At 65.8% G+C, this 26484-nt stretch carries 24 protein-coding genes; 8 read left to right on the forward strand and 16 right to left on the reverse strand.

The features are described 5' to 3' along the window. Positions 1-26: 26 nt before the first annotated feature. Positions 27-467 carry a prepilin peptidase gene (locus ABG82_RS15180; protein ID WP_043075526.1) on the reverse strand — a complete coding sequence of 147 codons (441 nt, stop codon included), beginning with the start codon at positions 465-467 and terminating at the stop codon, positions 27-29. Positions 468-504: 37 nt separating this feature from the next. Here ABG82_RS15180 and ABG82_RS15185 point away from each other — a divergent pair, with 37 nt between their 5' ends. Continuing rightward, positions 505-1302, forward strand: coding sequence for a methyltransferase domain-containing protein (locus tag ABG82_RS15185; protein ID WP_043075525.1), 798 nt, complete (start codon positions 505-507; stop codon positions 1300-1302). A 9-nt stretch (positions 1303-1311) separates the two neighbouring features. After that, entirely contained in the window at positions 1312-2031 is a 720-nt protein-coding gene (locus tag ABG82_RS15190; RefSeq protein WP_043075524.1) for a TetR/AcrR family transcriptional regulator, read from the forward strand. Here the strand turns inward: ABG82_RS15190 and ABG82_RS15195 are convergent. The 5 genes from ABG82_RS15195 to alaS all read right to left on the reverse strand — a co-directional run bounded on the left by ABG82_RS15195 (position 2014) and on the right by alaS (position 8433). Beyond that, positions 2014-3027: an AurF N-oxygenase family protein gene (locus tag ABG82_RS15195; protein ID WP_043075523.1), complete on the reverse strand. Its 1014-nt coding sequence runs from the start codon at positions 3025-3027 to the stop codon at positions 2014-2016. The two genes, ABG82_RS15190 and ABG82_RS15195, sit on opposite strands and share 18 nt — an antisense overlap. 133 nt (positions 3028-3160) lie before the next feature. Next, positions 3161-3976 carry a shikimate dehydrogenase gene (locus ABG82_RS15200; RefSeq protein WP_043075522.1) on the reverse strand — a complete coding sequence of 272 codons (816 nt, stop codon included), beginning with the start codon at positions 3974-3976 and terminating at the stop codon, positions 3161-3163. Next, entirely contained in the window at positions 3966-5255 is a 1290-nt protein-coding gene (mltG, locus tag ABG82_RS15205) for an endolytic transglycosylase MltG (RefSeq protein ID WP_043075521.1), read from the reverse strand. Before mltG ends, ABG82_RS15200 begins: the two co-directional genes overlap by 11 nt. After that, complete coding sequence (gene ruvX, locus ABG82_RS15210) at positions 5252-5752, reverse strand: Holliday junction resolvase RuvX (RefSeq protein ID WP_043075520.1); 501 nt, start codon at positions 5750-5752, stop codon at positions 5252-5254. Before ruvX ends, mltG begins: the two co-directional genes overlap by 4 nt. Before the next feature lie 5 nt (positions 5753-5757). Beyond that, positions 5758-8433 carry an alanine--tRNA ligase gene (gene alaS / locus ABG82_RS15215; protein ID WP_043075519.1) on the reverse strand — a complete coding sequence of 892 codons (2676 nt, stop codon included), beginning with the start codon at positions 8431-8433 and terminating at the stop codon, positions 5758-5760. 270 nt (positions 8434-8703) lie between these two features. Here alaS and ABG82_RS15220 point away from each other — a divergent pair, with 270 nt between their 5' ends. Continuing rightward, positions 8704-9468 carry a DUF6882 domain-containing protein gene (locus ABG82_RS15220; RefSeq protein ID WP_052510887.1) on the forward strand — a complete coding sequence of 255 codons (765 nt, stop codon included), beginning with the start codon at positions 8704-8706 and terminating at the stop codon, positions 9466-9468. Here the strand turns inward: ABG82_RS15220 and ABG82_RS15225 are convergent. The 4 genes from ABG82_RS15225 to ABG82_RS15240 form a co-directional block, all read right to left on the reverse strand. Continuing rightward, positions 9465-9791: a hypothetical protein gene (locus tag ABG82_RS15225; protein WP_043075518.1), complete on the reverse strand. Its 327-nt coding sequence runs from the start codon at positions 9789-9791 to the stop codon at positions 9465-9467. The two genes, ABG82_RS15220 and ABG82_RS15225, sit on opposite strands and share 4 nt — an antisense overlap. A gap of 26 nt (positions 9792-9817) precedes the next feature. Next, positions 9818-11170 (reverse strand): replication-associated recombination protein A, encoded by a 1353-nt coding sequence (locus tag ABG82_RS15230; protein WP_043075517.1) that lies wholly within the window; start codon positions 11168-11170, stop codon positions 9818-9820. Positions 11171-11201: 31 nt separating this feature from the next. Beyond that, positions 11202-12044, reverse strand: coding sequence for a DUF3097 domain-containing protein (locus ABG82_RS15235; RefSeq protein WP_043075516.1), 843 nt, complete (start codon positions 12042-12044; stop codon positions 11202-11204). Between the two features lie 223 nt (positions 12045-12267). Further along, positions 12268-13449 carry a kinase gene (locus tag ABG82_RS15240; protein WP_043075515.1) on the reverse strand — a complete coding sequence of 394 codons (1182 nt, stop codon included), beginning with the start codon at positions 13447-13449 and terminating at the stop codon, positions 12268-12270. Between the two features lie 138 nt (positions 13450-13587). On the opposite strand from ABG82_RS15240, the gene ABG82_RS15245 reads away from it, so the two are divergent. Both ABG82_RS15245 and ABG82_RS15250 read left to right on the forward strand, forming a co-directional pair. Continuing rightward, positions 13588-14211, forward strand: coding sequence for a TetR/AcrR family transcriptional regulator (locus ABG82_RS15245; RefSeq protein ID WP_043075514.1), 624 nt, complete (start codon positions 13588-13590; stop codon positions 14209-14211). 91 nt (positions 14212-14302) lie between these two features. Then, complete coding sequence (locus ABG82_RS15250; protein WP_043075788.1) at positions 14303-14551, forward strand: F0F1 ATP synthase subunit C; 249 nt, start codon at positions 14303-14305, stop codon at positions 14549-14551. Here ABG82_RS15250 and ABG82_RS15255 read toward each other — a convergent pair whose 3' ends face one another. The 5 genes from ABG82_RS15255 to ABG82_RS15275 all read right to left on the reverse strand — a co-directional run bounded on the left by ABG82_RS15255 (position 14552) and on the right by ABG82_RS15275 (position 23126). Beyond that, positions 14552-15577, reverse strand: coding sequence for a zinc-binding metallopeptidase family protein (locus ABG82_RS15255; RefSeq protein ID WP_043075513.1), 1026 nt, complete (start codon positions 15575-15577; stop codon positions 14552-14554). Further along, positions 15570-16499: a transglutaminase family protein gene (locus ABG82_RS15260; RefSeq protein WP_043075512.1), complete on the reverse strand. Its 930-nt coding sequence runs from the start codon at positions 16497-16499 to the stop codon at positions 15570-15572. The genes ABG82_RS15255 and ABG82_RS15260 overlap by 8 nt, the downstream gene beginning before the upstream one ends. Beyond that, positions 16496-19099 carry a circularly permuted type 2 ATP-grasp protein gene (locus ABG82_RS15265; RefSeq protein ID WP_043075511.1) on the reverse strand — a complete coding sequence of 868 codons (2604 nt, stop codon included), beginning with the start codon at positions 19097-19099 and terminating at the stop codon, positions 16496-16498. The genes ABG82_RS15260 and ABG82_RS15265 overlap by 4 nt, the downstream gene beginning before the upstream one ends. Before the next feature lie 91 nt (positions 19100-19190). Beyond that, positions 19191-22514 carry a transglutaminase family protein gene (locus tag ABG82_RS15270; protein WP_043075510.1) on the reverse strand — a complete coding sequence of 1108 codons (3324 nt, stop codon included), beginning with the start codon at positions 22512-22514 and terminating at the stop codon, positions 19191-19193. 165 nt (positions 22515-22679) lie between these two features. Then, a complete protein-coding gene (locus ABG82_RS15275; RefSeq protein ID WP_043075787.1) occupies positions 22680-23126 on the reverse strand; it encodes a nitroreductase family deazaflavin-dependent oxidoreductase in 447 nt (148 codons plus the stop codon). A 57-nt stretch (positions 23127-23183) separates the two neighbouring features. On the opposite strand from ABG82_RS15275, the gene ABG82_RS15280 reads away from it, so the two are divergent. The 3 genes from ABG82_RS15280 to ABG82_RS15290 are packed head-to-tail and all read left to right on the forward strand — an operon-like array spanning position 23184 to position 25574. Next, complete coding sequence (locus ABG82_RS15280) at positions 23184-24173, forward strand: permease (RefSeq protein ID WP_043075786.1); 990 nt, start codon at positions 23184-23186, stop codon at positions 24171-24173. After that, positions 24170-24886: a TIGR03943 family putative permease subunit gene (locus tag ABG82_RS15285; RefSeq protein ID WP_043075509.1), complete on the forward strand. Its 717-nt coding sequence runs from the start codon at positions 24170-24172 to the stop codon at positions 24884-24886. Before ABG82_RS15280 ends, ABG82_RS15285 begins: the two co-directional genes overlap by 4 nt. A 10-nt stretch (positions 24887-24896) precedes the next feature. Next, the gene (locus ABG82_RS15290; protein ID WP_043075508.1) at positions 24897-25574 is read left to right on the forward strand and encodes a haloacid dehalogenase type II; all 678 of its coding nucleotides are present in this window, start codon (positions 24897-24899) and stop codon (positions 25572-25574) included. On the opposite strand, the gene ABG82_RS15295 is transcribed toward ABG82_RS15290, so the two are convergent. Continuing rightward, a complete protein-coding gene (locus ABG82_RS15295; protein WP_043075507.1) occupies positions 25571-26479 on the reverse strand; it encodes a DUF389 domain-containing protein in 909 nt (302 codons plus the stop codon). The two genes, ABG82_RS15290 and ABG82_RS15295, sit on opposite strands and share 4 nt — an antisense overlap. Positions 26480-26484 lie beyond the last annotated feature (5 nt).

The following is a 26484-nucleotide window of genomic DNA, read 5'->3' on the forward strand; positions in this document are numbered from 1 at the left end:
CGATCGGCACAGTCGATGCTTCTCTGTCAGATACCCGACGCCGTGGCGCACAGTCCGGCCGCCACGGCCGTCGCCAGACACATCGAGGGCCCGTGCGGAACCGACACGCCGCGCCGTCCCAACCCCAGCAGCAACAGGCCGATCAACCCCGTGACCAGCGGCGCACCGATTGCGGCCAGAAACCACCCGTCCACACCGAGCGCCCCCGTCAGCCCGCCGGTGCTGAACGCGAGTTTGACGTCCCCGGCCCCCATCGCACGTGGCGACAGCAGATGCGCGGCCAGATAGAGGCCCGTCAGCGCCGCCGCTCCCGCCAGCATCGCCGGATTGCGCGTGAGCGCGGCCGCCGCCACGATCACAACGGCGGCGGGCAGGGTCAGCCAATTCGGCAGTCTGCGATATCTGATGTCGAAATACGACAGTGCCGCCATCCAGCACAACACCGCGGCCCCCGCCCCGTAAATCATGTGGGGAATCTAACGCCACGGGGCTAGATTCGGAATAGTGACCAGGACACCGAAAACCCAGTGGAGCCCGCAGGAATACAGCCGTTTCGGCGATGAGCGCAGCCGCCCGTTCTTCGAACTTCTTTCGCGTATCCCGGTCTCGAACCCACGCGTGGTTGTCGATTTGGGTTGTGCCAGTGGAGTCCTGACGGTCGAGCTGGCGCGGCGCTGGCCAGAGGCATCGATCCTGGGCCTGGACTCCTCTGCGGAGTTGCTCGCCACCGCCCCCACAGACCTGCCCGCCAATCTGCGACTCGAACAAGGTGATATCGCCGATTTCCGTGCCGACGGCGTGGACGTGGTGTTCACAAATGCCGCGTTGCAATGGCTTCCACAACATCGCGATCTCATCGCCACCTGGGCCCAACAGCTCAATCCCGGCGGCTGGCTTGCTTTCCAGGTTCCCGGCAACTTCGGGGCGCCGTCGCACGCGCTGATGCGCCAGGTCGCCGAATCGCCACGCTGGGCGACGCGTCTGGAGGGCGTGCTACGCGGCACCGACAGCACCGACGGGGCTGAAGATTATGCGCGCCTGGCGATTTCCGCAGGCCTGATTCCGGACGCCTGGGAGACGACGTACGTGCACCTGCTCGGCGGCGATGACCCGGTGCTGCGCTGGGTGCACGGTACCGGTCTGCGGCCTGTCATCTCGGCACTCACGGCCGATGAATTCGCGGAGTTCGAGACGGAGTACGCCGCTCTGTTACGCCAGGCCTACCCACGCTCCGGCGATGTGACGCCTTTCGGCTTCCGCCGGATCTTCTGTGTGGCATCGAAGCCGGATGGGGCTCGATAGACTCAAACGGTGCCGGAAACCGATGCCCAAGAGCGCTCACTGACGGGGCATGAGGCCCGCTGGGAACGGCATAACTCTGCTCGCCAAACCCGCATCGTGGAGTCAGCGGTCGCGCTGCTCGACGAAACGGCCCCCGGCACCGAGATTCCCGTGCAGTCGATCGCCAAGCGCGCCGGGCTGGCCAAGTCGGTGGTGTACCGGCAGTTCGAAGGCCGTGAGGATCTGGATCGCCGGATCCGCTCGTATCTGTTGCAGGATTTCGACACGACGATCTCATCCCAGCTCGATGTCACCGAGGGCTCGATCATCGACATCGCCACCAGAACCATTCGGGCGGTATTGGATTGGATGACCGACTATCCGCATCGCTACGAGTTCATGCGTTCCGGGGCCACCGACGACGATCCCGCCGTCGACGCGATCAGCACCGTCAAGGTACGCATGGAGCAACGGGTGCGCGGCGTGTTGATCCCGATCACCGAGATGCTGGGTATCGACTACAGCCCATTCGAATCGGTCACCTATGCCGTGGTGACCATGGTCGAGGGCAGCCTTTCCCGGTGGCTGCGAGAAAGCGAGCCGGTGCGCAGCCGCAGCGAGATCGTCGAAGACCTGGCGAACTACGTGTGGTACGTGCTGGACGGCGCGGGTGGCTCGGTCGGCGTGTCCTTGGACCCGACGACCGAGCTGATGGCCGCGCTGGCCAAGCTCTCAGGCGCCAACCGCTAGCGGCGCGCCCGTGTGCGAGCGGTCAGGCTCGCTGCGGTACCGCGAGGGACGGCCATCGATGTGCATCAGCTTCCACAGCGGACGCACCCACCACGGCCGCAGGCCGATGTCTTCGGTGAGCTTGCGCATGTCGCCGAAGTAACCGGACAGCGTGGCACGGGCATGCTCGCTGCGCCAGAAGGCTTCCTTGAAAACTTCACGCGGAATGCCGAATTCGGTGGCGAAAGACTTTGGCGGCGTCATGATCTCGCCGGCCAGCCAACGCATGGTGAGCGGGAACAGGACCGTGCAGATCGCCTTCTTGCGCTTGCTCATCAGCGGCACATGCACGCGCAGGAACTCACCCGCGAAGGAGATGTGCCGCGCTTCCTCGGCCACGTGGATCTGCATGACGCGCCGCACCGCGGGCGGCTGATCAATGTCATTGCGAATCAACGACTTTTGGTAATGGTCGATGGGCTCCTCGCCACCGAGGATGCCGATGAAGAGCACCACATGCGCCCAGCCGCCCGCAACGCCAATCATCGGCGACAGCCTGCGGAACCACTTGCGCATGCCCGGGACATCGTCACCGATACGGTTGACGAGCTCCTGGAACATCTGGATGTGGTTGCACTCCTCGGTCATCTCGTGGAGGCAGTAACGGAACTCCGGAGAGCCGTTGGGCAGCTTCATGAGGTACTGCATCATGCCGCGGATCAGGATGCTCTCGAATGCGAGACCAACCTTGACCGCGTTGGCCTGACGCCAGCGGCCGATCTCGATCTGGCGATCCAGGGGCTGGTTGCGGTACCACTCGGTGGCGCCGAGGGTGTCCAGCTCGGGATCCAGCACCCAGCGGGGATCGTTGCGATCGATCTGATACTCCGGGGAATCCCAGTCGATGTCCTCGAACGGGTCGAAGTGCAGGCGCACCGACCCCTCCGACAGCGTCTGCAGCGTCTGCAGGTACTCGGCATCGAATGCGCCCGACTTAGGAACGGTGAACAGCGGCATTGCTTCCTCCTCAACTGCCCTCCAATTTAATGGGACACAACATCCCATGCAAGGCCTGATGGGACCGAAAGTCCCACAAATTTCATCGGCCCAGGTGAGGAGTGAGCTCTCGCGCAGTGGTGGAGGCTGGCGGTCAGCGCAGTGCCGCGGCCATGGCCGCTCGCGGCGCGGATTCCCCGGTGAACAGTTCCACCTGGGTGAACGCCTGATTGAGCAGCATGTCCAGGCCGCCGACGACCACCGCTCCGCGGCGCTGCGCAATGGTGGCCAATGAGGTGGGCCACGGGTGATAGATGACGTCGAGAATCGCCGGCGCCGTCGCCAACGACTGCGCGTAGGGCGCGGCGGCCTCCGCCGGCACGGTGCTCACCAGCACGCCGGCAGCCGCACACACCGAGGACAGCGCCGGGTCCTCGAAACCGAGCACCGAGGCCGCCAGGCCCACTTGCTCGGCGAGCTCCAGCGCGCCCCGCGCCCGCCCCGCGTCACGGGCAACCACAGTCAGGGACCGCACACCCATCGCCGCGAGCGCCACGATCGCCGGCCGCGCGGTACCGCCGGCACCCGCGATCACCGCGGCATGCCCGGCGGGGTCGACACCGGCACCGTTCAATGCCCCCGACACCCCGTCGACGTCGGTGTTGTCGGCGTACCAGCCATCGCCCGACCGCACCAGCGTGTTGGCGGCACCGATCAAGCGCGCACGCTCGGTCGAGCTCGACGCGAACGCCAGCGCGGCGAACTTGCCGGGCATGGTCACCGAGAAACCGACCCATTCGGGCCCGGCGCCACCGACGACGTCGGGCAATTGCTCGGCCGTGCATTCGATGCGCTCATACGTCCAGCCGGTCAGGCCCAGCTCACGGTAGGCGGCCAAATGTAGATCGGGTGAGCGTGAGTGCCCGATCGGCGAACCCAGGACGGCAGCGTGGCGAACGTCAGCGTGCACTGTCCAGGATGCCGTTCTTCTTCGCGAGTTCGATGTTTGCTAAATGCTCGTGATAATCGGCGGTGAACAACGTGGTGCCCTCGGAGTCGATGGTCACGAAGTACAGCCAGTCCCCCGGCTCCGGGCGCTCGGCCGCCTCCAACGCCTCCGGCGAGGGCGAGCTGATCGGTGTACCCGGAAGACCTTGTGACACATAGGTGTTCCACAGGGTCTTGCGCTCACGGTCTTCGTCGGTGGTGGCGACTTCCTGCCGGTCCAACGGGTAGTTGACGGTGGAGTCGAATTCCAGCTTCTGATGCTTGGCCAGCCGGTTGTAGACGACGCGCGAAACCTTGGCGAAGTCGCGGGGCTTGGCCTCGCGCTGCAGCAGTGATGCCACCACCAGCACCTCATAGGGCGACAGCCCTGCCGCGTCCGAGCCCAGTAATCCGAGTTGCTCATACTGGGCGTTGCTCTCCCTGATCAGGGAGGCGAGGATCTGCTCCGGCTCTGCCATCGGATCGAAATCCCACCGGCCGGCGGCGATCAGCCCTTCGATACGGCGATGGTCGTCGCGCACGGCGTTGACCCCGTTGGACGCCCAGTCGGGCACGGCCAACTCGGCCTGTGACGCCGTGGTGGCGGCCTGCCGCAGATCGGAGGCGGCCACGCAGTGTTTGTCTCCGTCGAGGTCCACGCACGAGGCACGGGCAATGAGAGTGAAAATCCCCTCGGTGACCGCGCCGTTGGACACCGCGGACACATCGTCGAGTTGGCGCCCCTCGGGGATGACCAACAGACCGACACGATTTTCCTGTTCGGCAAGGCGTGCGACGGCCTCCTTGCCGGCGATCTTGGTGCGCAGTTTGTAGAAGCCCGGCTGGATCGCCGCGATGGCCTGGTTGCCGGCCGCGGCGTCGGTGAACGCGTTCGGGGTCGCGACTACACCCTCGTCCTTCAGGCGCTGGCCGATGACCTTGGTGGTGTCGCCGCGGTGTACTTCGAACACGAAGTCCTTGACCCCGGCCCCCGAGTAGTCGGTGACGGGATGATCAGCGCCGAACAGGCTGTCCCACAGTCTGGCTCCCCCGACCACGGCCGCAACCGTGATGATGACGACAGCCGCTAGGCCGAGGATTCCGGCATTGCGCCGGCGCCGGGCCGCTGCCCTGCGCCGCGCGCGTTCCCGCCGGGTTTCACGGGGACGGGGACCAACAGCGACCGGGACGGCCCGGCGGCCGCCTCCCCAGTCATCGTCGTCGTGCTCCTGGCGATCGTCCCAGTCGCGCCGGTCGCTCAACGCGTGTCCCCTTCACTGCCACCCCGGCGCCGCTGCTCAAGCCAATCCTGCAGAATGGCCACCGCTGCCGCCTGGTCGATGATCCCGCGCTGCTGACGAGACCGTACTCCTGCCTCACGCAGGGAACGCTGGGCGGTGGTAGTAGTGAAACGCTCGTCCACTAACCGCACCGGCACCGGGGCGATCCGTGCACCCAACTCGCGCGCGAAGCCCGCCGCGTCACGTGCCGATGATCCCGTGCCCTCGCGCAGGTTGCGCGGCAGGCCGACGACCACCTCGACCACTCCCAGCTCCTCAACGAGATCGGCGATACGCCGAAAATCGTTGTCGGCCTTAAGGTCCCGTGCAACTGTCTCGACCGGCGTGGCAAGGATGCCATCGGGGTCACAGGACGCGACCCCGATTCTGACGGTACCCACGTCCACGCCTAGACGCCGTCCTCGCCCCGGGTCGTCGGGGCCGGGACGATCCGGGGTGGGGGCTGCGGTATCGGGCACTCGGCTCAGGCCCGGCGGATCTGTTCACGCAGCGCCTGCAGCGCCGCGTCGATGCCTGCCGGGTTCTTACCGGAACCCTGCGCGGTATCGGCCTTACCACCGCCGCGGCCGTCCACTGCCGGGCCGATAGCGGCCACCAGATCGTTGGCACGCAGCCCGGCGTCCTGTGCGGCCTGGTTGATCGACACCACGAAGGGCACCGAGCCGTCACCGGCGGCGATCAACGCCACCACAGCGGGGTCACTGCCCAGGCGGCCACGGATGTCGCCGACCAGGCTGCGCAGGTCACCCGCGCCGGTACCGTCGGGCAGCCGGTGCGCCACCACGGTGGTCGTGCCGATCCGCTCGGCGTTGTCCACCAACGTCGCGATGGACGCCTTCACCGAGGCCAAGCGCGTCTGCTCCAGCTCCTTTTCGGCCACCTTCAGCCGCTCCACCAGCGTGGCGACGCGGCCGGGTACCTCTTCGGACGGCACCTTCAGGCTCGACGAGAGTGCCGCCATCAGCGCGCGTTCCTTCGACAGGTACCGGAACGCGTCGAGCCCGACGTAGGCCTCTACACGGCGGACCCCGGAGCCCACCGACGATTCGCCCAGCAGTGTCACGGGGCCGATCTGCGAGGAATGCGCCACGTGGGTGCCACCGCACAGCTCCAGCGAGAACGGCCCACCGATGTCGACCACGCGCACCCGATCGCCATAGTTCTCGCCGAACAGCGCCATCGCGCCCATCGACTTCGCCTCGTCCAGGTTGGTGACGAACGTGTTGACGGGGTAGTTGGCCTCGACCGCCTTGTTGGCGACATCCTCGACCTCTTGGCGCTGCGCGTCCGAGAGCGCGCCCTGCCAGCTGAAATCGAACCGCAGATATCCGGGCCGGTTCAGCGAACCCGCCTGAACGGCGTTGGGACCCAGCACCTGTCGCAGTGCGGCATGCACCATGTGTGTGCCCGAGTGGCCCTGGGTGGCGCCGTGACGCCAGTGCGGATCGACAGAGGCAACAACCTGGTCACCCTCGACGAACTCGCCGGATTCCACCGTGACCTTGTGCACGAACAGTGTCTTGGCGATCTTCTGGACATCGGAGACCTTCGCCTGCGAGGCCGCGTTTGTCCCGTCCCCACGAATCGAACCGATGTCGGCGATCTGGCCACCCGACTCGGCGTACAGCGGGGTACGGTCCAGCACGATTTCGGCTTCGGCACCCGCCGAGGCGACCGGTACCCGCGCTCCGTCCACGAAGATACCCAGAATCCTTGCCGCCGAATCCAACTCGTCGAAACCGGTGAACTCGGTGGGACCCGCGTCGACCAGCTCGCGGTACGCCGTCAGGTCGGCGTGGGCGTGCTTGCGCGCGGCGGCATCGGCCTTGGCGCGCTGCCGCTGCTCGTTCATCAGCTCGCGGAAGCCGTTCTCGTCCACCGAAAGCCCGGCCTCGGCTGCCATTTCGAGGGTGAGCTCGATGGGGAATCCATAGGTGTCGTGCAGGGTGAACGCATCGCTACCCGACAGCGTGCTTTTGCCGGCCGTTTTCGTCTTGTCCGCGGCATCATCGAACAGCTTCGAACCGGAAGCCAGGGTGCGGTTGAACGCGGTTTCCTCGGCGACGGCGATGCGGCTGATGCGTTCGAAGTCGGTGACCAGCTCCGGGTATGACGGGCCCATCTCGTCACGCACCACGGCCATCAGCTCGCCCATCATCGGCTTTTCTACGCCAAGCAACTTGGTGGAGCGGATGATCCGACGCAGCAGACGGCGCAGCACATAGCCACGGCCTTCATTGCCGGGGCTGACCCCGTCACCGATGATGATCGCCGCCGTGCGGGCGTGATCGCCGATGACGCGGTAGCGCACATCGTCCTCGTGGTTGCCCTGCCCGTATCCGCGCGGGGCGACCGCTGCCACGCAGTCGATGACGGGCCGCACCAGGTCCGTTTCGTAGACGTTGTCGACGCCCTGCAGCAGACACGCGATGCGCTCGACGCCCATACCGGTGTCGATGTTCTGGCGCGGTAGCGGCCCGAGGATCTCGAAGTCCGTCTTCGAGGTGCCCTCGCCACGCTCGTTCTGCATGAACACGAGATTCCAGATCTCGATGTAGCGGTCCTCGTTGGCCTCCGGGCCACCCTCGATGCCGTACTCGGGGCCGCGGTCGTAGTAGATCTCCGAACACGGGCCGCACGGTCCGGGAATGCCCATCGACCAATAGTTGTCGGCCATGCCGCGGCGCTGAATCCGGTCCAGCGGCAGATTGGCGATCTCCTGCCACAGCTCGATGGCCTCATCGTCATCCAGGTAGACGGTGGCCCACAACTTCTCCGGGTCGAATCCGTATCCGCCTTCGGACAGCGGGTTGGTCAGCAGGGTCCAGGCCAGCCGGATCGCCTCGCGCTTGAAGTAGTCGCCGAACGAGAAGTTTCCGGCCATCTGGAAGAACGTGTTGTGCCGGGTGGTGATGCCCACCTCGTCGATGTCCGGGGTGCGGATGCACTTCTGGACGCTGGTGGCGGTGTTGTACGGCGGTGTGCGCTGCCCCAGGAAGAACGGCACGAACTGCACCATGCCGGCGTTGACGAACAGCAAGTTGGGGTCGTCGAGGATCACCGAAGCACTCGGCACCTCGGTGTGACCGGCCTTCACGAAGTGGTCCAGGAATCGCTTCCGGATCTCGTGTGTCTGCATGTCGTCCTTGCGTGTAGCTGGGGAATCTGACCGGACCACCCTACCGGTGTGTCCGCCTATCGCCGGTATACGCCAAGGTCAGGCGGTACCGCCAGCAAGTATCTACTCCGTCACACTGCATCGAGCTAACCGAAAAGATGAGGCGCGACACACATGAACAGGTGGCGCGTGCGACCACAGCAATGACGGCTCCCGGGGGCGGTCACGGGGCGCTGGAGCGCGCCGCCCGAATCGGACGGCTTGGCGCTGATGAGTCCGTACTGTCCTGGTGTGCGATGGAGCAGCGGACTGCAAGATCTGATCGACCGAGCGGCCTTCCTATCGACCGAACACCAACAGGACATGAGCGATGCCATCGAGCTCGCGCCGTGGAATGTCGACCTGATGGACCAATCCTTTGTGTTTCATACAGATCCACCCACGACGTTGTCCTGCAATTTCCTTGGCACAACATCGCTCGATGCCGGCAGCTGGCTGTGGGGCTGGAAGAACATCAACGGTTTCCCCGACGCAGCCGTCGAGCTGGCTACCGCTGTTCGCCGATACGGCGAGGAGCACGGTGTACCCGAGCTCACCACTGAAGAGACTCCACTGGATGAAGACACCGCACTCGATATCGGGCATCGACTCACACTGGCCGCCAAAGCGGTCTCTGGGAAGTACGCCCACTACTCGTGCCCATCGAGTGACCGCTCTCGCCGCACCTGGCTACTTCTCGATGGTCCCGCGGTGGGATTATCCGGCCCGTCGGTCATCCGAATCCCCCGCGTGATCACCGAAACCCTTGATCAGGGTGTGTTGGCGGACAGCCACAAGGCCTTGCGGTCGTACGCGCAGCTACGCGGTATAGACATCCGCTGGGAGAGAGACGATCTGGCTCATCTTGCGGCGCCCGATGGCGAGATGACGGTGGCGTTCGACGACCTCGGACGAATCTCTCGCATGAATCTGCACGCGCAAAGTCCAACCTCTGTCGGGGAGAAACCCAAGCGCCGGGGCATACGCGGCGTGTTCGGTCGCCGGCGCGACAGTTAAGGGGCGCCCGGCGCGTCCCGGATCGAGCTATCCACGGCCCCGCCGATAGGCGCGGTCGCCAAACCGGTGAACGGGCCCAGGAAGGGGCCCAGCACGATGCCGGCGCCCGCGGCGGCGGCATCACCGGCGGCACCCGCGCCCACATCGCGGCCGTACTGTTCCACCCACGGATCGACCTGCGGCGGTGGCGGCGGGCCCGGATCCTCGAAAACCGGCTCGGGTCCGGGATCAGGTTCCGGGTCGGCCCAGGCCAGCGCCGGTGCCGTCATCATGGCCACCGACGCGGCTAATCCGCCCGCAGCCAAGCGCATACGTAACGTCATGCCATTCAGTATGCCGAGCGCGCGGCTCAGCGCTTCAGGCCACGCCGAACGATGGCGCGCAGCTTCTCCAGCCTCGAACCGATCTCGCGCTCGTTGCCGTGATCGGTGGGCTGGTAGTAATCCGCGCCGACTAGTTCGTCGGGCGGATATTGCTGGGCCACGACACCATCGCGATCATTGTGCGGGTACACGTAGCCGACGGCATTGCCGAGTTTGGCCGCACCGCTGTAGTGGCCGTCGCGCAAGTGCGGCGGCACCAAGCCGGCCTTCCCCTCCCGGATGTCGCCCATGGCCGCGCCCAGGGCCGCCGGCACCGCGCCGGATTTGGGTGCGGTCGCGAGGTGGATGGTGGCGTGCGTCAGGGTGAGCTGCGCCTCCGGCATCCCGATCAGCTGTACCGTCTGGGCCGCGGCCACGGCCAGGGGCAGTGCGGTGGGATCGGCCATGCCGACATCCTCACTGGCGAGGATCACCAGGCGCCGCGCCACGAAGCGTGGGTCCTCGCCCGCGATCAGCATGCGCGCCAGGTAATGCAGCGCGGCGTCCACATCGGAGCCGCGAATCGACTTGATGAAGGCACTCACCACGTCGTAATGCTGGTCTCCGTCGCGGTCGTAACGCACCGCGGCACGATCCACCGACTGCTCCACCACCTCGACCGTGACGGTTCCGCCGGGTCCGCCGGCGGTCTCCGCGGCCACTTCGAGCGCGGTCAGTGCTCGCCGTGCGTCGCCGGCGGCGAGCTGCGCCAGCAAGCTGAGCGCCTCGGGATCTACGGCCACGGCGCCACCGAGCCCGCGTTCATCGGCGATCGCCCGGGTGAGCACCTCGCGAATATCGTTGTCGCCCAATGGTTGCAGCTGCAGAATCAACGAGCGCGACAGCAGTGGTGCCACGACGGAGAAGGACGGGTTCTCGGTGGTGGCAGCCACCAACAACACCACCCGATTCTCGACGGCAGCAAGCAGCGCGTCCTGCTGTGTCTTGGAGAACCTGTGCACCTCATCGATGAACAGCACCGTCTGGCGGCCGTGGACGGCGGCGCGGCGGGCCTCGTCAATGACGGCCCGCACCTCCTTCACCCCCGCCGACAGCGCCGACAACGCCTCGAACCTGCGGCCGGTGGCCCCCGAAATCAACGATGCGAGAGTGGTTTTCCCAGTGCCCGGGGGGCCGTACAGAATGACCGAAGCAGCCCCGGAGCCATCGACAAGACGCCGCAACGGGGAGCCCTGTTTGAGCAGGTGCCCCTGCCCCACCACCTCATCGAGCGCCGCCGGGCGCATCCGGACAGCGAGGGGTGCGTTGGGTGGCACCCCGAGGTCCGCGGCGGACGAGTCGAATCCGCCCCCGGGCACGTCGAATAGGCTGTCTGACACGCCTCAGGCTTACCATGCCGGGCCGACGGGTTCAGCCTGCCGGTTGCGTGACGAAATCGATGAGCTCCTCGACGCGGCCGATCAAGGCCGGTTCCAGGTCGGTCCAGGTGCGCACCTTGCCGCGGATTCGGCGCCAGGCCTCGGCGATCTCGGTCTGGGTCCCGTGCGGCCAGCCGAGCGCCTGGCAGATGCCGTGCTTCCATTCGATCTCGCGCGGCACGGTGGGCCACGCACGTAGGCCGATCCGCTCGGGTTTGACCGCCTGCCAGATGTCGACGAACGGGTGGCCTACCACCAGCGTGTGCTCCCCATACGGACCCTTCTGCACCGTCTCGGCGATGCGTGACTCCTTCGATCCCTTCACCAGGTGGTCGACCAACACCCCGAGCCGACGACCGGGGCCTGGCTGGAATTCCTTCACGATGGCCGCCAGGTCGTCCACCCCGCCGAGGTACTCCACGACCACACCTTCGACACGCAGGTCATGACCCCACACCTGTTCGACGAGTTCGGCGTCGTGACGGCCCTCCACATAGATTCGGCTGGCCAACGCCGTGCGTGCTTTGAGTCCGTGTACCGCAACCGATCCCGAGGCGCTCCTGGTCGGCTTGGTGGGGGTGTGCCGCAGCGGCTCCTTGAGAATGACCGGCTTACCGTCGATCAGATACCCGGGGCCCACCGGAAATCCGCGGACACGTCCGTGGCGGTCCTCCAGGTCCATCCGCCCGTACTCGATGCGCACGACGGCCCCCACAAACCCGCTCTGGGCGTCCTCCACCACGGTGCCGATGGTCGCGGCGACCTCGGTCGAGCGCGGACGCCGTGGGGCATGCGGGTTGTTGGACAAGACATCGGATCCATAGCGATCAGCCACCCGGCGATCGTAGGAACGCGCCCGACAGCGACCGGGCTACGACGCGCCCGCGTGATTAGACCGTGACCGGCTCCGTGTGGGTGTGGGTGCGAGTGCCCACCACCGAATCGGCGGATACTGTCGGTCTACTACTTCGACGGGGCGCGAGAGTTAGCAGTGCGTTGGTTCTGGGGTCACAGCACTATGCGCTGCATAGAGAAGCAATCAGCATGGAAGCTTGAGACTAACCCTCGACTAGGGTCTCGCCGCGCAGTCCGCCGATCACGCCCGAGGCATGTGCGGCCACGAGGTCGTCGCCGACACGTTCGGCGGCCGCCCGCAATGCCACCCATCGCCCCAAAAGCGCGGAGTGAGAGGGGGCGGGGTTCTCGAAGACGGCGATGTCATCGGAGCCTTCGGCGTCGTCATCGTCCAGGTCGCCATCGATATCGATGTCGATCATGAAGTACTCATGGGTGGCCAGCCACACCCACATCAGCCGGGCGTCCAGGATTCGTCGCGCGAGATTGGCGTCGTCCGCGAGTCCGGGAGCGATGGATACAACATCCGATCGCCACGCCTCGGTCATCGCGTCGTCCAGCTCGGCGACTTCCTCGCGCTCGGTCGCGCCCAAGAACTCGGGGTAGACGGTGAGTGCGTGCGCGATGTCCAGCACGATGTCCCGGAAACCGCCCCATTCGTAGTCAAGGATCCGGACGCCGTGTTCGGTGACGAGGATGTTGTCGGGGGCAACCTCCGAGGGGCTGAAGGCCCGCACACCACCCTTCCCGAAAAGCTCGGCTGTTTGCTGCAGGCGGGAGATCAGCGCGGGGGGCACCTCGAGGGAGTACTCGCTTCTCAGGATCTGCTGCAGCGGCGCGAGGGTTTCCGCGCCACCCAGACGCTGCTGTGTCGGGTCCACATCGATCTTCTTGACATCGAGCCGCCGGAGCAGCGCAGCAAAGTCTCCCTCACGGCCCACCGTGGCCACATGCATGCGTCCGAGCGCTTGCGCCCATGCCATCAGCGCATGGTTTATCGCCGCACGATTACGTTCAGCGAGCAGCTCGGACATGGTCGGAGCCGACCCGAGATCGGTCAGCACGATGAGTCGGTCGGCGACGGAATAGGCAACCAATTCGGGCCCGGGCCGATGCTTGGCCGTCAAGGAATTTGCGAACTGGTACGACACCACTTCACGCAGCACCGACGCGTCGGATCCGCCTTCGGGCACCTGTTTGATCACCATGGACTTCGGCAACGCAAAAGGATTCTGTACGGCACGGACCCGGAGCACGATCGCGGGCCCGCTGCCACCAAGATCTTCCGGCTCAGCAAGCGTCACGGTCGCCCCTGCGCGCCTGGAGAGCAACTCCTCGGCTGTGGCGATAACCTGCGCGACGGGGTCTGCCAATAATGTCGTCATTACCGCCTCACCATACCCCGTCTTTATAAGACTGTGGGGCCGCACACACTCATCGCGACATTCATACCCATACATTTGCCCGTCACCTTGTCGGCGATTGCTCTTGCACGATCTGACCGATCGGTCTAATTTAAGACCATGCGGTCTGAAGAGTCGTTGACGTTCACCGAACGTGCCAGACGCGCCCAGATTGTGGCCGGCGCCATCGAGGTGTTGGCCGGTGCGGGCTATCCACAGACATCCCTGGCGAAGATCGCCGAACACGTGGGGGTAGCCAAAAGCGCGGTGCTCTATCACTTCACTTCCAAGACTGAGGTCATCGAATCCGTGATGGTCGAGGTCTTCACCCGCGCTGCCACCACGATCGTGCCCGCCGTGCACGCACAGTCCACCGCGACGGCGCGGCTCACGGCCTACATCAGAGCCAACATCGAATTCATCGTGAACAATCGGGTGGCCGCGATAGCTCTGCTGGAGATCATCACCGGCTATCGCAGCCAGGGCGGCCTGCGCTTCGACCAGGCGGCCGCGGAGACAGCGCCACCGGCTGAGTTCGCGGCGATGGATCCTGAGTCAATCTTTGCCGATGGCGTGGCCACCGGCGAATTCCAGCCGCTTTCCCCTCGATTCATGAAGACCGCGCTGCGGGCCGCCCTGGATGGCGCGGTCTGGGAGCTGGGCCGAGACGTCGGCTACGACGCCACCGGATATGGGGAACAGCTGGTCCAGATATTCACCAAAGCCGTCGGCTGCGCACCATGACCAGCATCCTGCTCTGCGCAGACGGCGACACCGAAAACAGCACCCGCGATTCCGCGACGGCTGACTGGCACATCGACGAAAGGTGTAGATGATGGCTACCGAGCTACTGATGGGCAACGCGCTGCTGGCCGGTGCGATCACACTGGCGGGCGGTGCGATCGGAGCAGGGATCGGTGACGGCATGGCCGGCGCTCAGCTCATCGCCGGAGTGGCCCGCCAACCGGAATCGCAGAACCGTTTGTTCACACCATTTTTCATCACGGTCAGCCTGGTAGAGGCGACGTTCTTCATCAACATCGCGTTCATGGCCCTGTTTGTCTTTGCTACCCCTGGCGGATAGTCACTGGTCCGTATCCCCTGCGGCCATCACGATTTCGTGAATCAGCCGCATCTTCTCCAGCACGGGGCCGGGCAGCACGAACGGATACAAGTCGAGGTGCCCCATCGAGCGATTCACCATGTTGAGCGACCAGGCCAGCGGCAGCCACATCTCGATGATGGTGTCGAATCCGCTCGGCCCCAGCACCCTTCGATCGAAGGTGCCGCCGGCGGGTGCCAGCGCGAAGGACGCGGCGGTGTCCAAGGTGTCCCGAATATGCAAGTAGTGCGCGAAGGTCTCCGCCCAGTCCTCGGCGGGATGCATGGTGGCATAGGAGGACACATAGTTCTCCTCCCAGCCCTCCGGCGCACCGTGCTGGTAGTGACGGTCAAGCGCCGCCTGGTAGTCGGCGTCCGCATCACCGAAGAGGGCGCGGAACCGCTCCAGATAATCCGGCGAGGCACCGACAAGCCGGTAATAGAAGTAGTGCCCGATCTCGTGACGGAAGTGTCCGAGCAGAGTTCGGTACGGCTCATCCATCGAAATACGGAGCTGCTCGCGATGTACATCGTCACCTTCGGCCAGATCCAGTGTGATCACGCCGTTGTGATGGCCCGTCATCACCTGTTCCTGCTCACTGGAGAGCAAGTCGAAGGCCAGCCCGAACTCGGGGTCGACATCTCGACCGGTGACCGGTAGGCGCAACTCGGCCAGTTCGGCGATGAGCCGGCGCTTCGCCCGCTCCGCCTCTGCGAATGCCGGCAAGGCCGTGGTGTCGGAGTCATTGGGCCGGGTGCGAGTGAGCGCACACGAGGCACACAATGTTGCCGTCCCGGCACCGCTTACCAGCCAATTGCATTCGGCCACATGCAGATTTGCGCACAGCTGGTGGCTGTCGGCGTCGACGAATCCGGGACCCTCGTCCTCGGCGAGGACCAGCAATGCCCGCTGTGCGAGGGCGAATCCCACGTGGCTGCCGCACGACAGGCACACCGAGTTCTCGAACGCAAGGTGCTGGCCGCACTGCGGACAGATGAAATCACGCATGGGCGGGGCTCTCCTCACAGGGTGCGACGTCAACCGACACATCTATCGTGCTGCTGTCTGAATCTGTGTAGATGATGCCGCGCAAGGGCGGGACGTCGGCGTAATCGCGGCCCCAGGCCACGGTGACATACCGTTCGTCGGCAAGGGTGTCATTCGTCGGATCGAAAGCCACCCAGCCGTCCGGCGGAACCCACACCGCGGCCCAGGCGTGCGTGGCGTCGGAACCGACCAAACGCGGCTGCCCTGGCGGCGGATTCGTTGCCAGATAACCGGATACGTAACGTGCCGCCAGCCCCTGCGTGCGCAGGGCCGTGGCCGCGATGCGGGCGAAATCCTGACAGACACCCTCCCGCGCGGCCAGCACCTCACTGACCTTGGTGGAGATGGTGGTCGAACCCGAGCGGTACTCGAAGTCACGGTAGATCCGGCCCATCAGATCCACCACCGCCTCGCCCAGTGGCCTCCCGGCGGTGAAACTCACCGCGGCGTAATCACGGACATCCTCAGTGATCTCCGGAGGCACCAGGTCGAGAACAAACTCGGTGGCCAACGCCGCCGCTCCTGACGTTTCTCCGGATGCCGGGCGGGCAAGCTCCCACGGCTGGTCCCACCCGGCTCCCGGCGGCGCCGAATTCTCGACATCGACGATCGAGCGAGCCGTCACACTCAGCTCGCGATGCGGCGTGGTGACGTGGAAGTACAAGCTCAGATTCCCGTACAGGTCCCGGCCGGTGGATCTGTCCGAGGGCTCCGGCTCAACGATCAGCTCGCTGGATTCACAATGCTGCCAATCGGTCTCACGCGGGGTCAGGTACCCGCGTCCGTATGAGCTGGTGACGTCGTCGGAGTACCGGTACAGCGTGCGGTGCGTCACCTGGTATCGGATCGCAGGCGCAGCGCCGGGACTCAGGTCCCCGGTCATGGCAGCCTCCGTCTGGTATCGGGACCCCACAGTGGCTGCATACCGGTCGGCATGGACAGGTGCGTGGCAGTGACCACGGACGACAGCTCACGCAGCACCTGGTGCACATTGTCGAGAGTTTCGGACAGCGTCTCCCGCTGTCCCTGGTCTCCGACGGTATCCAGATCGGCAGGATCAATCCGCCTCAGCTGCGTCACCAGATCTTCCACCAACCGTTCGGGACGTGACGTCCCGGAGGCGCTGGGCAGCGACTTGAGATCGTTCCGCAGCGACTCCACTTGATAAAGAAGGGATCTCGGATTGTCGGCATCGAACAACAACAGATCCGCGACGGCCTCCAGACTGATCTTGCCCCTGGTGCGGCGGCGGTACATCACCGAAGACTCACAGGCCACCAGCGTGGACTCGGTGACCGACTGCTCGGCGGCGCGGCCGCGGACCGTGGTCAGCGTGGATCGCAGTAACGCCGTCAGGCCCAGGCCGCGTTCGATGCGCTTACCGATATCCATGATGGTCCAGCCGATGTCGTGCACCGTCGATTCCGCGGCCAGCCCGGACAGCGCGAGAAGGCCCGCCAGCACCTGGGTCTGGGTCGCGGCCAGCACGGTGTCGTCGGCACGCGTCGGAGTGTCACGGGATCGCGTGAATTCGTCGTACTCGGATGCGGCGGCAGCGATGGCCCGATCCATACCGCCCAGCACCATCCAGGTGTCGTTGGACATCTGGTCGCGCACCGCCCGGGCAGCTAGGCCCAGCCGTTCCACCGATTGGGCCAGCGAACCGGCGCGCTCCTTGTCCACCGTCAAAGACCACAGCTGTGTTCCCAGATCCTCGGCGTCGGTAGCGGTACCGGTGATGTCCCCCAGCGCTTTCAACAGCACCGGGACGCATTCGCTGGCCTCCATGAACTGGCGGTATCGGTACTCGTGGAAGCGCTCCCGAGTCACCGACAGCAGCCGGACCAGGTTTTCCGCGCGTTCACCGTAACGTCCCAGCCAGAACAAGTCGGACAGCACGCGAGGCGAGCTGACGGCATCCGATCCCACAGAGCGGCCGACGGGCGCATCCAACGGCGCCACGGTCAACGCGCGCTCCGTCTGATCGCGGTCCGGCTGCTGAACCCAAATATCTTTGGCAGCAAAGCTATTGAGTATCGAACCCGAGTATCCGGAGGCTGTTATGTAGCCCAGCCCACCGATCATCGGCGCATATCCGCCGCGCTGCGCGACCGTGAACAAGCGCATACCGACCGGCGTGGCGGTGAGTGCCCCGGAGCGCAGGTACGTGGGCGCCACCGACAATTCGGGGAGCTCTTGACCAACCCAGCACCAGGGTGCCGCCTCGATACGCGCGCGCAACGTTTCCAGGGTCTGCGCCGACTCCAGCGGTCCGGTGTAGACCTCCTCCCCCACTGTGGATTTCACCAACAGCGAGCTCAGATGCGCAAGCAGATGAGAGCGCTCCGCGTCGATACCGCCCCACCACGACTGGGCGCCCGGCAGGGCCAGCGGCTCATCGAGCAGGCGCTGCGACAGCTGCGGCAAGAAGCGGGCCAGCCCGGGATTCTCCAACACCCCGCTGCCCAACGAGTTGACGACAGTCACCGCGCCGCGCCGCAGCACCTCGACCAGACCCACCACGCCCAACCTCGAGTCGGCACGCAGATCAAGCGGATCGGAGTAATCGGCGTCCACGCGGCGCAGCACCACATCAACCCGCCGCAGGGTGCCCAGCGACCTCATCCAGAGTTTCCCGTCACGCACCACCAGGTCGGCCGACTCGACCAGCGGGAAACCCAGCACCGAAGCGAGATATGCCTGGTCAAAGGAAGTCTCGGAATGGATACCCGGACTGAGCACCACCACCGTCGGATCCTCGACCGATTCGGGTGCGACATCGATGAGCGCCAGCCGCAGTGTCTGCGCGAACGACGACGTCGGCCGCGGCGCCACCTTCTCGTATAGGTCCGGGGCAGCATGCGCGACCACCCGCCTGTCGGCCATCGCATATCCGGCGCCGGAGGGGGCCTGCGTCCAATCCCTGTTCACGCGGAAATCGCCGGCGGCGGCGCGACCGATATCGCACCCGAGCAGAAACAGCTGATGCCGACCGGGCAGGGCCATACCGTGGGCGGCACGCACGTAGCCAGGGTGCGCGAAGAGCAGCTGCGGCGGCAGCGCCCCGGAGCTGATCAACTCCTGCGGTCCGTACAGGTCGCTGAGGACCGCGTCCAGCAACGTGGCCCGCTGGGTAAGTCCGACCTCCAGAACGTTCCAGTCCGCGGGGTCGACCAGCAACGGCAGCCCGTCCAGACGCCACGGCACCGGATAGACGGGGGCGTCGGGCCCCGGCGCAGATCCGGAGGCGCGGCGCGGATCCATGTAGGTGATGCCGTCGCTGTCGATGAGCGTGTGGACCCGGTCCAGCAGACGGTCCAGGCCCGGGCGGCCACGTTGTGCGATGGCGTCGGCTAGGTCGATCCAGGCGGGCCGCACGCTGCCGTCAGGCGCCAGGAACTCGTCGTAGCCCGCCTGGCTGCCCCGGCGCCCGACCTCGAACAGTGCTCCCTGAGCACGCGCGCTGCGATACTGCCCAATCAACGGGTTATCACCCAGACTGAAGCCTGGTCCGACGGGAGCCCCCGAAGCAGGTGCTGCCACCGGCCGTACCTTCCTTCCCGTTTATGCGGTTCTACCTGCGTCCCACGGTTCTCGCACGGCGCAAATCCAGGATGCCGGGCGCCACGGCGTCTGTGGACATGCGGGCTTGTTTCTCGCGCAAGTCTGACAAATCGACACGACCGGTGGTGTAACCGGTGGCATCGAAACGCCGTCCGCGGCGTGCTTCGGCGGCTACCGCGTTGACGGGAGGGTCGTCGTACGAGCGCCCGCCGGGGTGTGAGACGTGATAGGTGCAGCCGCCCCGGGACAGGGCATTGGCGGTATCGATGAGCTCGAAACGCAGCGGATCGTCGACGGTGATGCTCGGATGCAGAGCGCTGGGCGGCTGCCAGGCCCGGTATCGGACGCCGGCCACCTGTACATCCGGATTTTCGGTGGAGAGCAGCGGAATGGGCTCGCCGTTGCAGGTGACCACGTACCGGGAGCGGTCGGCGCCGATGACCCGTACCTGCACCCGTTCGATCGACGAGTCCACGTACCGGGCGGTGCCGCCCGCGGTGGCCTCCTCCCCGAGCACCCGCCAGGGTTCGATGGCGCCACGCAATTCGATCTCGATACCGTCGAACACCGCGGTGCCGATGCGCGGAAACCGGAACTCGGTGAACGGATCGAGCCAGCTGGTCTCGAACGCTATCCCGTGCGCACGCAGATCGGCAGCAACCTGCGCGATATCGTGAATAATGAAGTGCGGCAGTAAGTAACGGCCGTGCAAATTCGCGCCGTGGCGAATCAGCGGAGCCCGCAGGGGCTGCTCCCAGAACCGGGCTACCAGCGCGCGGACCAGTAGCGACTGGACCATCGCCATCTGAAAATGTGGCGGCATCTCGAAGCCACGCAACTCCAGCAGCCCCAGGCGGCCGCGGGCACTGTCGGGGCTGTAGAGCTTGTCGATGCAGAACTCCGCGCGATGGGTGTTTCCGGTGATGTCGGTGAGCAGGTGCCGAAGCGCCCGGTCGACATGCCACGGCGCGACGTCCGAGGCCCGGCCGTCTTCTGGGGTTTTCGTCAACCTATCGATCTCGGCGAAGGCAATCTCCAGCTCGTACAGCGCCTCTTCGCGTCCCTCGTCGACGCGTGGAGCCTGTGACGTGGTGCCGACGAACCGCCCGGAGAACAGGTACGACAACGCCGGATGGTGCTGCCAGTAGGTCAGCAGCGATACCAGGAGATCGGGCCGCCGCAACAGTGGCGACGCCGCAGGCGTACGGCCCCCCAATGTGATGTGGTTACCGCCGCCTGTTCCGGTGTGAGTTCCGTCGACATCGAACGACTCGGTGGTCAGGCGTGCTTTGCGCGCTTCCTCATAGAGGGACCGCAGTTGCACAGACTGCTCGGCGAAACTGCCGGTCGGGGTCACATTGACCTCGATCACCCCCGGATCGGGTGTGATGCTCATGGCCTCCAGCCGTGAATCCGGCGGTGGCCCATACCCTTCGATGACCAAGGGGCAGGTGACCGCCGCCTCGATGCGCGCGATGAGATCCACGAAGTCCTCGACCTGTTCCAATGGCGGCAGGAACAGGTACAGCAGACCATCACGGATTTCCGCGACCAGGGCCGTGGTTGGCGCCCCCTCGGCGGGCACCACCACAGCCGTCGCGCCGGTGCGCTGGGCATCGAATTCCGCGGGGGCGCTCAACGGGTCCGCCTCGGCGGGGCGCGGGGCAGGTTTCCATGCGATCGCGTCCAACGGCAGCCGCAATCCTGCCGGAGAGTCGCCGTCTGCCAGCACGATCCGGCCCCGGCGAAGCGTCCAGTCGGCGCTTTCCCAACCATCCTCGCCGCGGTGCAGCGGCAACACATACGCCGTCGCCTCCAGCACCGACTCATCCAGACGGCTCAGCAGCTCGGCCCGAACACCCGCCGAATCCTCTTGCGGTGACGGGTCATCGGCGGAATTCACCGGAGCGCCCTCGGGGCGCCGAACCGCCGCGGCGAGCCTGCTCAGCGGGTCCTCATACGCCGGACGGACCTGACTGTCCGGCAGCCCTAGATCACCGGCCAGAGCACTCAGCAGCGCGCGGTCGGCTCCCTCGGGGGTGGACCATGGACGATCCTCGTCCCACGGGTCGGCCAGCAGCTCGGGATCGGACCACAGCGGTTGACCGTCGCGGCGCCAGTACAAACCGATCTGCCAGCGCGGTAGCGGCTCGCCCGGATACCATTTCCCTTGACTGCGCTGCACCAAACCCGTTGGCGCCCAGGCCGCTTTGAGACGGGCGGCAAGGTCGCTGGCACGTACGCGCTTGTGTTTCCCGTCGGCCGCGGTGGTCCACTGCTCGGAGACCTGATCGTCGATCGATACGAACGTCGGTTCGCCACCCATCGTCAACCCGACGGCGGCCGCGTCGAGCCGGGTGTCGATCTCCTCGCCCAGGGCGATCACTGATTCCCAGGTCGCTGCGGTGTAGGGCAACGTGACGCGCGGATCTTCATGCACGCGCGTCACGGTGTTGGAGAAATCGAGAGTCGACTCGCACATGTCGGTGGCACCGGTTATCGCGGCCGATGTCGACGGATGCGGAGTCGCGGACAGCGGAATGTGCCCCTCCCCCGCGAACAGCCCTGAGGTGGGATCCAGACCGACCCACCCGGCGCCGGGGATGTACACCTCGGCCCAGGCGTGCAGATCGGTGAAGTCGGCAACCGGCCCTGAAGGCCCATCGATTTCGGCGATATCCGAGGTCAGCTGAACCAGGTACCCGGACACGAAACGGGCGGCGAGTCCCTTCTGGCGCAGGAGGGACACCAGCAGCCACGCGGTGTCACGGCACGAACCGATACCCAACGCCAGCGTGGTGTCGGGGCTCTGCACTCCGGGTTCCAGACGCACCGCGTAGCCGACATCGGCGCAGAGCGCCTGGTTGAGGGTGACGAGATAGTCGATGATGCGCGTGTCGGGCGGCATCGTGAAGTTGGCCACCCAGGCCCGTACCAATTCACCGGGGCCCGAACCGGGTACGGACTCGTCCACCGGCTTGAGATACGGCTCCAGATCGGCCGCCAATGCGGGCGGATACCCGAACCCGATGTGCTCGGCCCATTCCTCGATGAAGAAGTCGAACGGGTTGACCGATTTCAGATCGGCAATGAGCCCGACCGTGATGGAGAGTTGCCGGGTCCGGTTCGGGAACACCACGCGGGCAAGGAAATTACCGAAGGCGTCCTGCTGCCAGTTGATGAAGTGATCGCCGGGGGCGATCCGCAGCGAATAGGCCTCGATGGGGGTCCGGGTGTGCGGCGCCGGGCGCAACCGAATCTCGTGCGGGTGCACCTGCACGAGTCTGTCGAATGCGTAGCTGGTCCGATGCTCCAGCGCCACCTTGATGCCCATCGGCTGATCCCACCATAACCTGGCTTCACCCGCAGGGTCTGCGAATCAGAGCCTCATGCGCTACCGGTCACCGGGGATGGCGTCAGTCCGCCGGACATGTAGCTCGAGCGTGCGAATACGGTTGAGATCCGGCCAGAAATCGACACGACACGCACACTCGGCGCACTAGCCGCGGCGCAGCTCGAAAATCGGGATCGGCCGGGCCGTCTTCTGCTGGTAATCGGCGAAAACCGGAATCAGCTCGACCACCTTCGGATACAGCGCGTCGCGTTCGTCGAGCGAAAGCTCATGTGCGACGACGTCATATCCCTGCGCACCGATGTCGATATGCGCATCTGGATTCGCACGCAGGTTATGCACCCAGGCGGGGTCCTTGTCGGAACCGCCGAACGAACCGACAATGTAGATCGTGTCGTCGATGTTGAAGTAGGCCAGCGGATTCAGGCGTTTCTGTCCGCTCTTGGCGCCGGTGTTCGTTAGCAGCAGGATCGGCACGCCGGCGAATTGCCCGCCCACCTCACCGCCATTGGCACGGAACTCCTGGGCGATGCTGTCATTGAATTCGTTGATTACCGCAACGGGCTGCTCATTGAAGGGTGTGTCATCGGTCACCACACCAGAGTGCCACTGTTGCGCCGCGTTCTCAGGTTGCGCTGTCAGGATGGCGGGGTGACGGTGGCTGCCTCCCAGGATCGGCGTTGGTTCGGTTCAACCGAGATCCTGGTCGTGGCACTCATCGCTATGGCCCTGGCAGCGGGCTGGTTACGTGGGATCGTCGACGGCAACGAGAAGCTGGCGACGGCCGGGACGGTGTTCTGCGGGGTGTTCGTCCAGGCCGTCCCCTTCCTTGCGCTCGGGGTGATCGTGAGTGGTCTGGTCGCGACCTTCGTGACCCCCGAGCGGCTCGCGCGGTGGCTGCCTGACCGGTCCGTCGCCGCGGTCGCGGTGGCCGGCGTCAGCGGTGCGGCATTGCCCGGTTGCGAATGTGGGTCGGTGCCGGTGGCGCGCCGGCTCTACGGACCCGGGTCCGTCGGCGCGGCCGCACTGACGTTCATGTTGTCGGCGCCGGCCATCAACCCGGTGGTGTTGGTCGCCACCGCGGTCGCTTTCCCCGGCCAGCCCCGGATGGTGCTGGCGCGCGCGGCGGCCTCCCTGCTCACCGCGATGGTGATGGGCATGATCTGGTCCCGCTGGGGTCGTGACAGCTGGGTGACTCGCCGCCTGCCGACGGCGCATTCCGAATCCTCTTCTCGCTGGACGACATTCACCGAGGCGGCACGACACGACTTCCTTCAGGCGGCCTCGTATCTGGCCGTCGGCGCGGTAGCGGCCGCGGCTTTGCACGTCTTGGTGCCCATCTGGGTGTTCGAGCATCTGGCTGGCAACCTGGTGGTCGGCGTGGTGACCATGGCGCTGCTGGCGGTGGTGTTGGCGCTGTGTTCTGAGGCCGACGCGTTCGTCGCCGCAAGCATCACCATGATGCCGCTGATTCCGAGGTTGGTGTTTCTCGTGGTGGGCCCGGCCGTCGACGTCAAGCTCATCGCGATGCAGTCGGGAATGTTCGGGCGGCCCTTCGCGGTCAGATTCGCGCCGGTGACGTTCGTGGTGGCCACCTTGGTCGCTACTGGTGTCGGTGTCGCGGTGTTGGGGGCCCCGTGAGGCGCGATACCGAGAACACATTGCTGATCCTGCTCGGCGTCAGTGTGGCGATGATCGCCGCGACCGGCACCTTCACCCGCTATGTCAAGCCCGGCCTACTGCCGTGGCTTGCCGGATCGGCGATCATCGTGATCGGCCTCGGGCTGGCCGCCATCATCCGCGATGTGCGCAACGGACACTCCGAACATGACCACGACAGTCACGGCGGCCACACTCATAAGCACGGGGCCACATGGTTTTTGGTGCTGCCGATAGTTCTGCTGATCTTCATCGTCCCGCCGGCATTGAGTGCGCGCTCCATCGCACCGGCCAATATCGCATCCTCCGCCAACACTCCCCGGCGGGCCTTTCCCCCACTGCCGCCGGGCGACGCACCCCCGGTCCCGCTGCCGGAAGTCCTGATGCGCATTGCTGCCGGTTCCTCGGACACCCTCTCGGGCCGCACCATCACGGTCACGGGGTTCACGTTCAAGGAGGGCGAGCGTACCGACCTGGCCAAGATCGTGATCGTCTGTTGTGCGGCGGACGCACAGCTGGCGCGATTGCAGATGTCGGGGCCCGCGGCGGCGTCGGCCGCTGCGCTCCCCGAGAACACCTGGGTGGCGGTGACCGGCACCGTGCCGGGAGGGCAGAGTTACCGGGGCCCGTCGTCGATTCCGGTGATCGAGGTCACCGGGGTGACCCGTACTGATCCGCCCAAGAGCACCTACTGAGGGAGTCGCATTGCGCTACAAGGCATATCTGTTCGACGTGCAGGGCACTCTGCTCGACTTCTTCGAGCCGGTATCGCAGGCGGTCGCCGAGTACTCCCCTGAGCTCGACGCTGCCGCCTTCACCCGGGCCTGGCGCACCGACTACTTCGAGCGCGTCGCGAATCTGACCCAGTCCGCGGACGACTGGACACGGGTGCAGGAACTGTACGCACGCGGTTTCGCCGATGTCTGCGAAAAGTTCGGGCTGCCGCGCCCCCAGGCCGCACACGCTGAGACCGTCGCGTCCAGCTGGCAACGCCTGGTCCCGTGGCCCGATGTGCCCACCGGCCTGGCGGCGCTACGGTCCCGGGCGGTCGCGGCAACCCTATCCAACACCGATATGGCCACCATGGTGAATGTGTTCAAGCGCCTGGGCATTTCGTGGGATGCCATCCTCACTGCCGAGGTGTTCGGGCGTTTCAAGCCGGACCCCCTGGTGTACCGGGGCGCGCTGCGCTACCTCAACGTGCAGCCGCACGAGGCAGCGATGGTGGCGGCTCACCCCTACGACCTGCGGGCCGCGCGCGAGATCGGTATGGGCACCGTCTTCGTCTCGCGGCCACACGAATACGGTGACCCCGTGCTGGCTCACACCGACGCCGACGAGGAGTTCGATCAACGAGTCGCCGACATCGGCGAAATCGCCTAGCGCAGGCCTCGGGGCCGTACCAAGAGCACCAACACTCCGGCCAGAACGATGCCGAAAAGGTTGACGGCGAGCTGCAAGGCGGACAGGCCGGCGATATCCCATTCCCCCACCGTCGCCGCTACCACCGCCAGCCCGGCTGCCGGCACGGTGGTGACCGAGATGAAAACCCCTACCAGCGCTGCCGATTTGGCCGACATCAGGGAAAGCATGCCCGCGGCGCCGGCCAGGAGTGCCACCACCAACGAGAACGGCCCAACCTGGAACACGAAGTCGACCTGCTGCAGCTCACGCACGCTCGTCAGGGTGACCCACCCGGCGGCCTCCGCGGCCAGCGTTCCGACCGCGGTCACCCCCATCGCCACCGGGAACCCGACAAGCAGCGCCAGCAGCGACCGCCGGGCCAGCGACCATTTGCGCCGCACAATCGAAACTGCCAGGGCGGCAAGCGGACCGAATTCAGGGCCGACCACCATGGCACCCACGATGGTGACCGGCGAATCGGTGACAATGCCCACCGCGGCGATCAGGCAGGCCAGGCACAAGAAGGCGAGGAAGGTCAGATTGAGGGTGGACTCCTCACGCGTACGCCCGATCAGCTCATCCCAGATGACGGCGTCGGCGGGATCGCCTTCCGCGTCGTCCTCCGCCTCGAAGGCGGTCTGCGAAATCACCGTGTCGAGCACCTCGGCGGTGATCGATCCGCGCTTGTCGATATCGATCGATTTCAGGCCGTCGAGCACGTCGTTGGCGGTCTCGCGGGCCACGTCGGCGGTGATGACATCGCCCGCCGGACTGATGGCAGCCTTGGGCACCCGCACGATGTGGGCGACTCCGGTGGTGGTGGAAAGGAATTCGACCACCTGGTCGGACAGATCGGCGGGCGCGATCACCCTGACGTGTAGCACGCGGG

Source organism: Mycobacteroides immunogenum (assembly GCF_001605725.1).
Lineage (GTDB): Bacteria > Actinomycetota > Actinomycetes > Mycobacteriales > Mycobacteriaceae > Mycobacterium > Mycobacterium immunogenum.

What these genes read in the sequence shown, in the direction of transcription:
- alaS (WP_043075519.1), bottom strand. Translation starts at nt 8,433, where the DNA reads ATGCAGACACACGAGATCCGGAAGCGATTCCTGGACCACTTCGTGAAG.
- ABG82_RS15180 (WP_043075526.1), bottom strand. Translation starts at nt 467, where the DNA reads ATGATTTACGGGGCGGGGGCCGCGGTGTTGTGCTGGATGGCGGCACTG.
- ABG82_RS15260 (WP_043075512.1), bottom strand. Translation starts at nt 16,499, where the DNA reads ATGACCGGGGACCTGAGTCCCGGCGCTGCGCCTGCGATCCGATACCAG.
- ABG82_RS15245 (WP_043075514.1), top strand. Translation starts at nt 13,588, where the DNA reads ATGCGGTCTGAAGAGTCGTTGACGTTCACCGAACGTGCCAGACGCGCC.
- ABG82_RS15270 (WP_043075510.1), bottom strand. Translation starts at nt 22,514, where the DNA reads ATGGGCATCAAGGTGGCGCTGGAGCATCGGACCAGCTACGCATTCGAC.
- ABG82_RS15255 (WP_043075513.1), bottom strand. Translation starts at nt 15,577, where the DNA reads ATGCGTGATTTCATCTGTCCGCAGTGCGGCCAGCACCTTGCGTTCGAG.
- ABG82_RS15250 (WP_043075788.1), top strand. Translation starts at nt 14,303, where the DNA reads ATGGCTACCGAGCTACTGATGGGCAACGCGCTGCTGGCCGGTGCGATC.
- ABG82_RS15240 (WP_043075515.1), bottom strand. Translation starts at nt 13,449, where the DNA reads ATGACGACATTATTGGCAGACCCCGTCGCGCAGGTTATCGCCACAGCC.
- ABG82_RS15225 (WP_043075518.1), bottom strand. Translation starts at nt 9,791, where the DNA reads ATGACGTTACGTATGCGCTTGGCTGCGGGCGGATTAGCCGCGTCGGTG.
- ABG82_RS15195 (WP_043075523.1), bottom strand. Translation starts at nt 3,027, where the DNA reads ATGCCGCTGTTCACCGTTCCTAAGTCGGGCGCATTCGATGCCGAGTAC.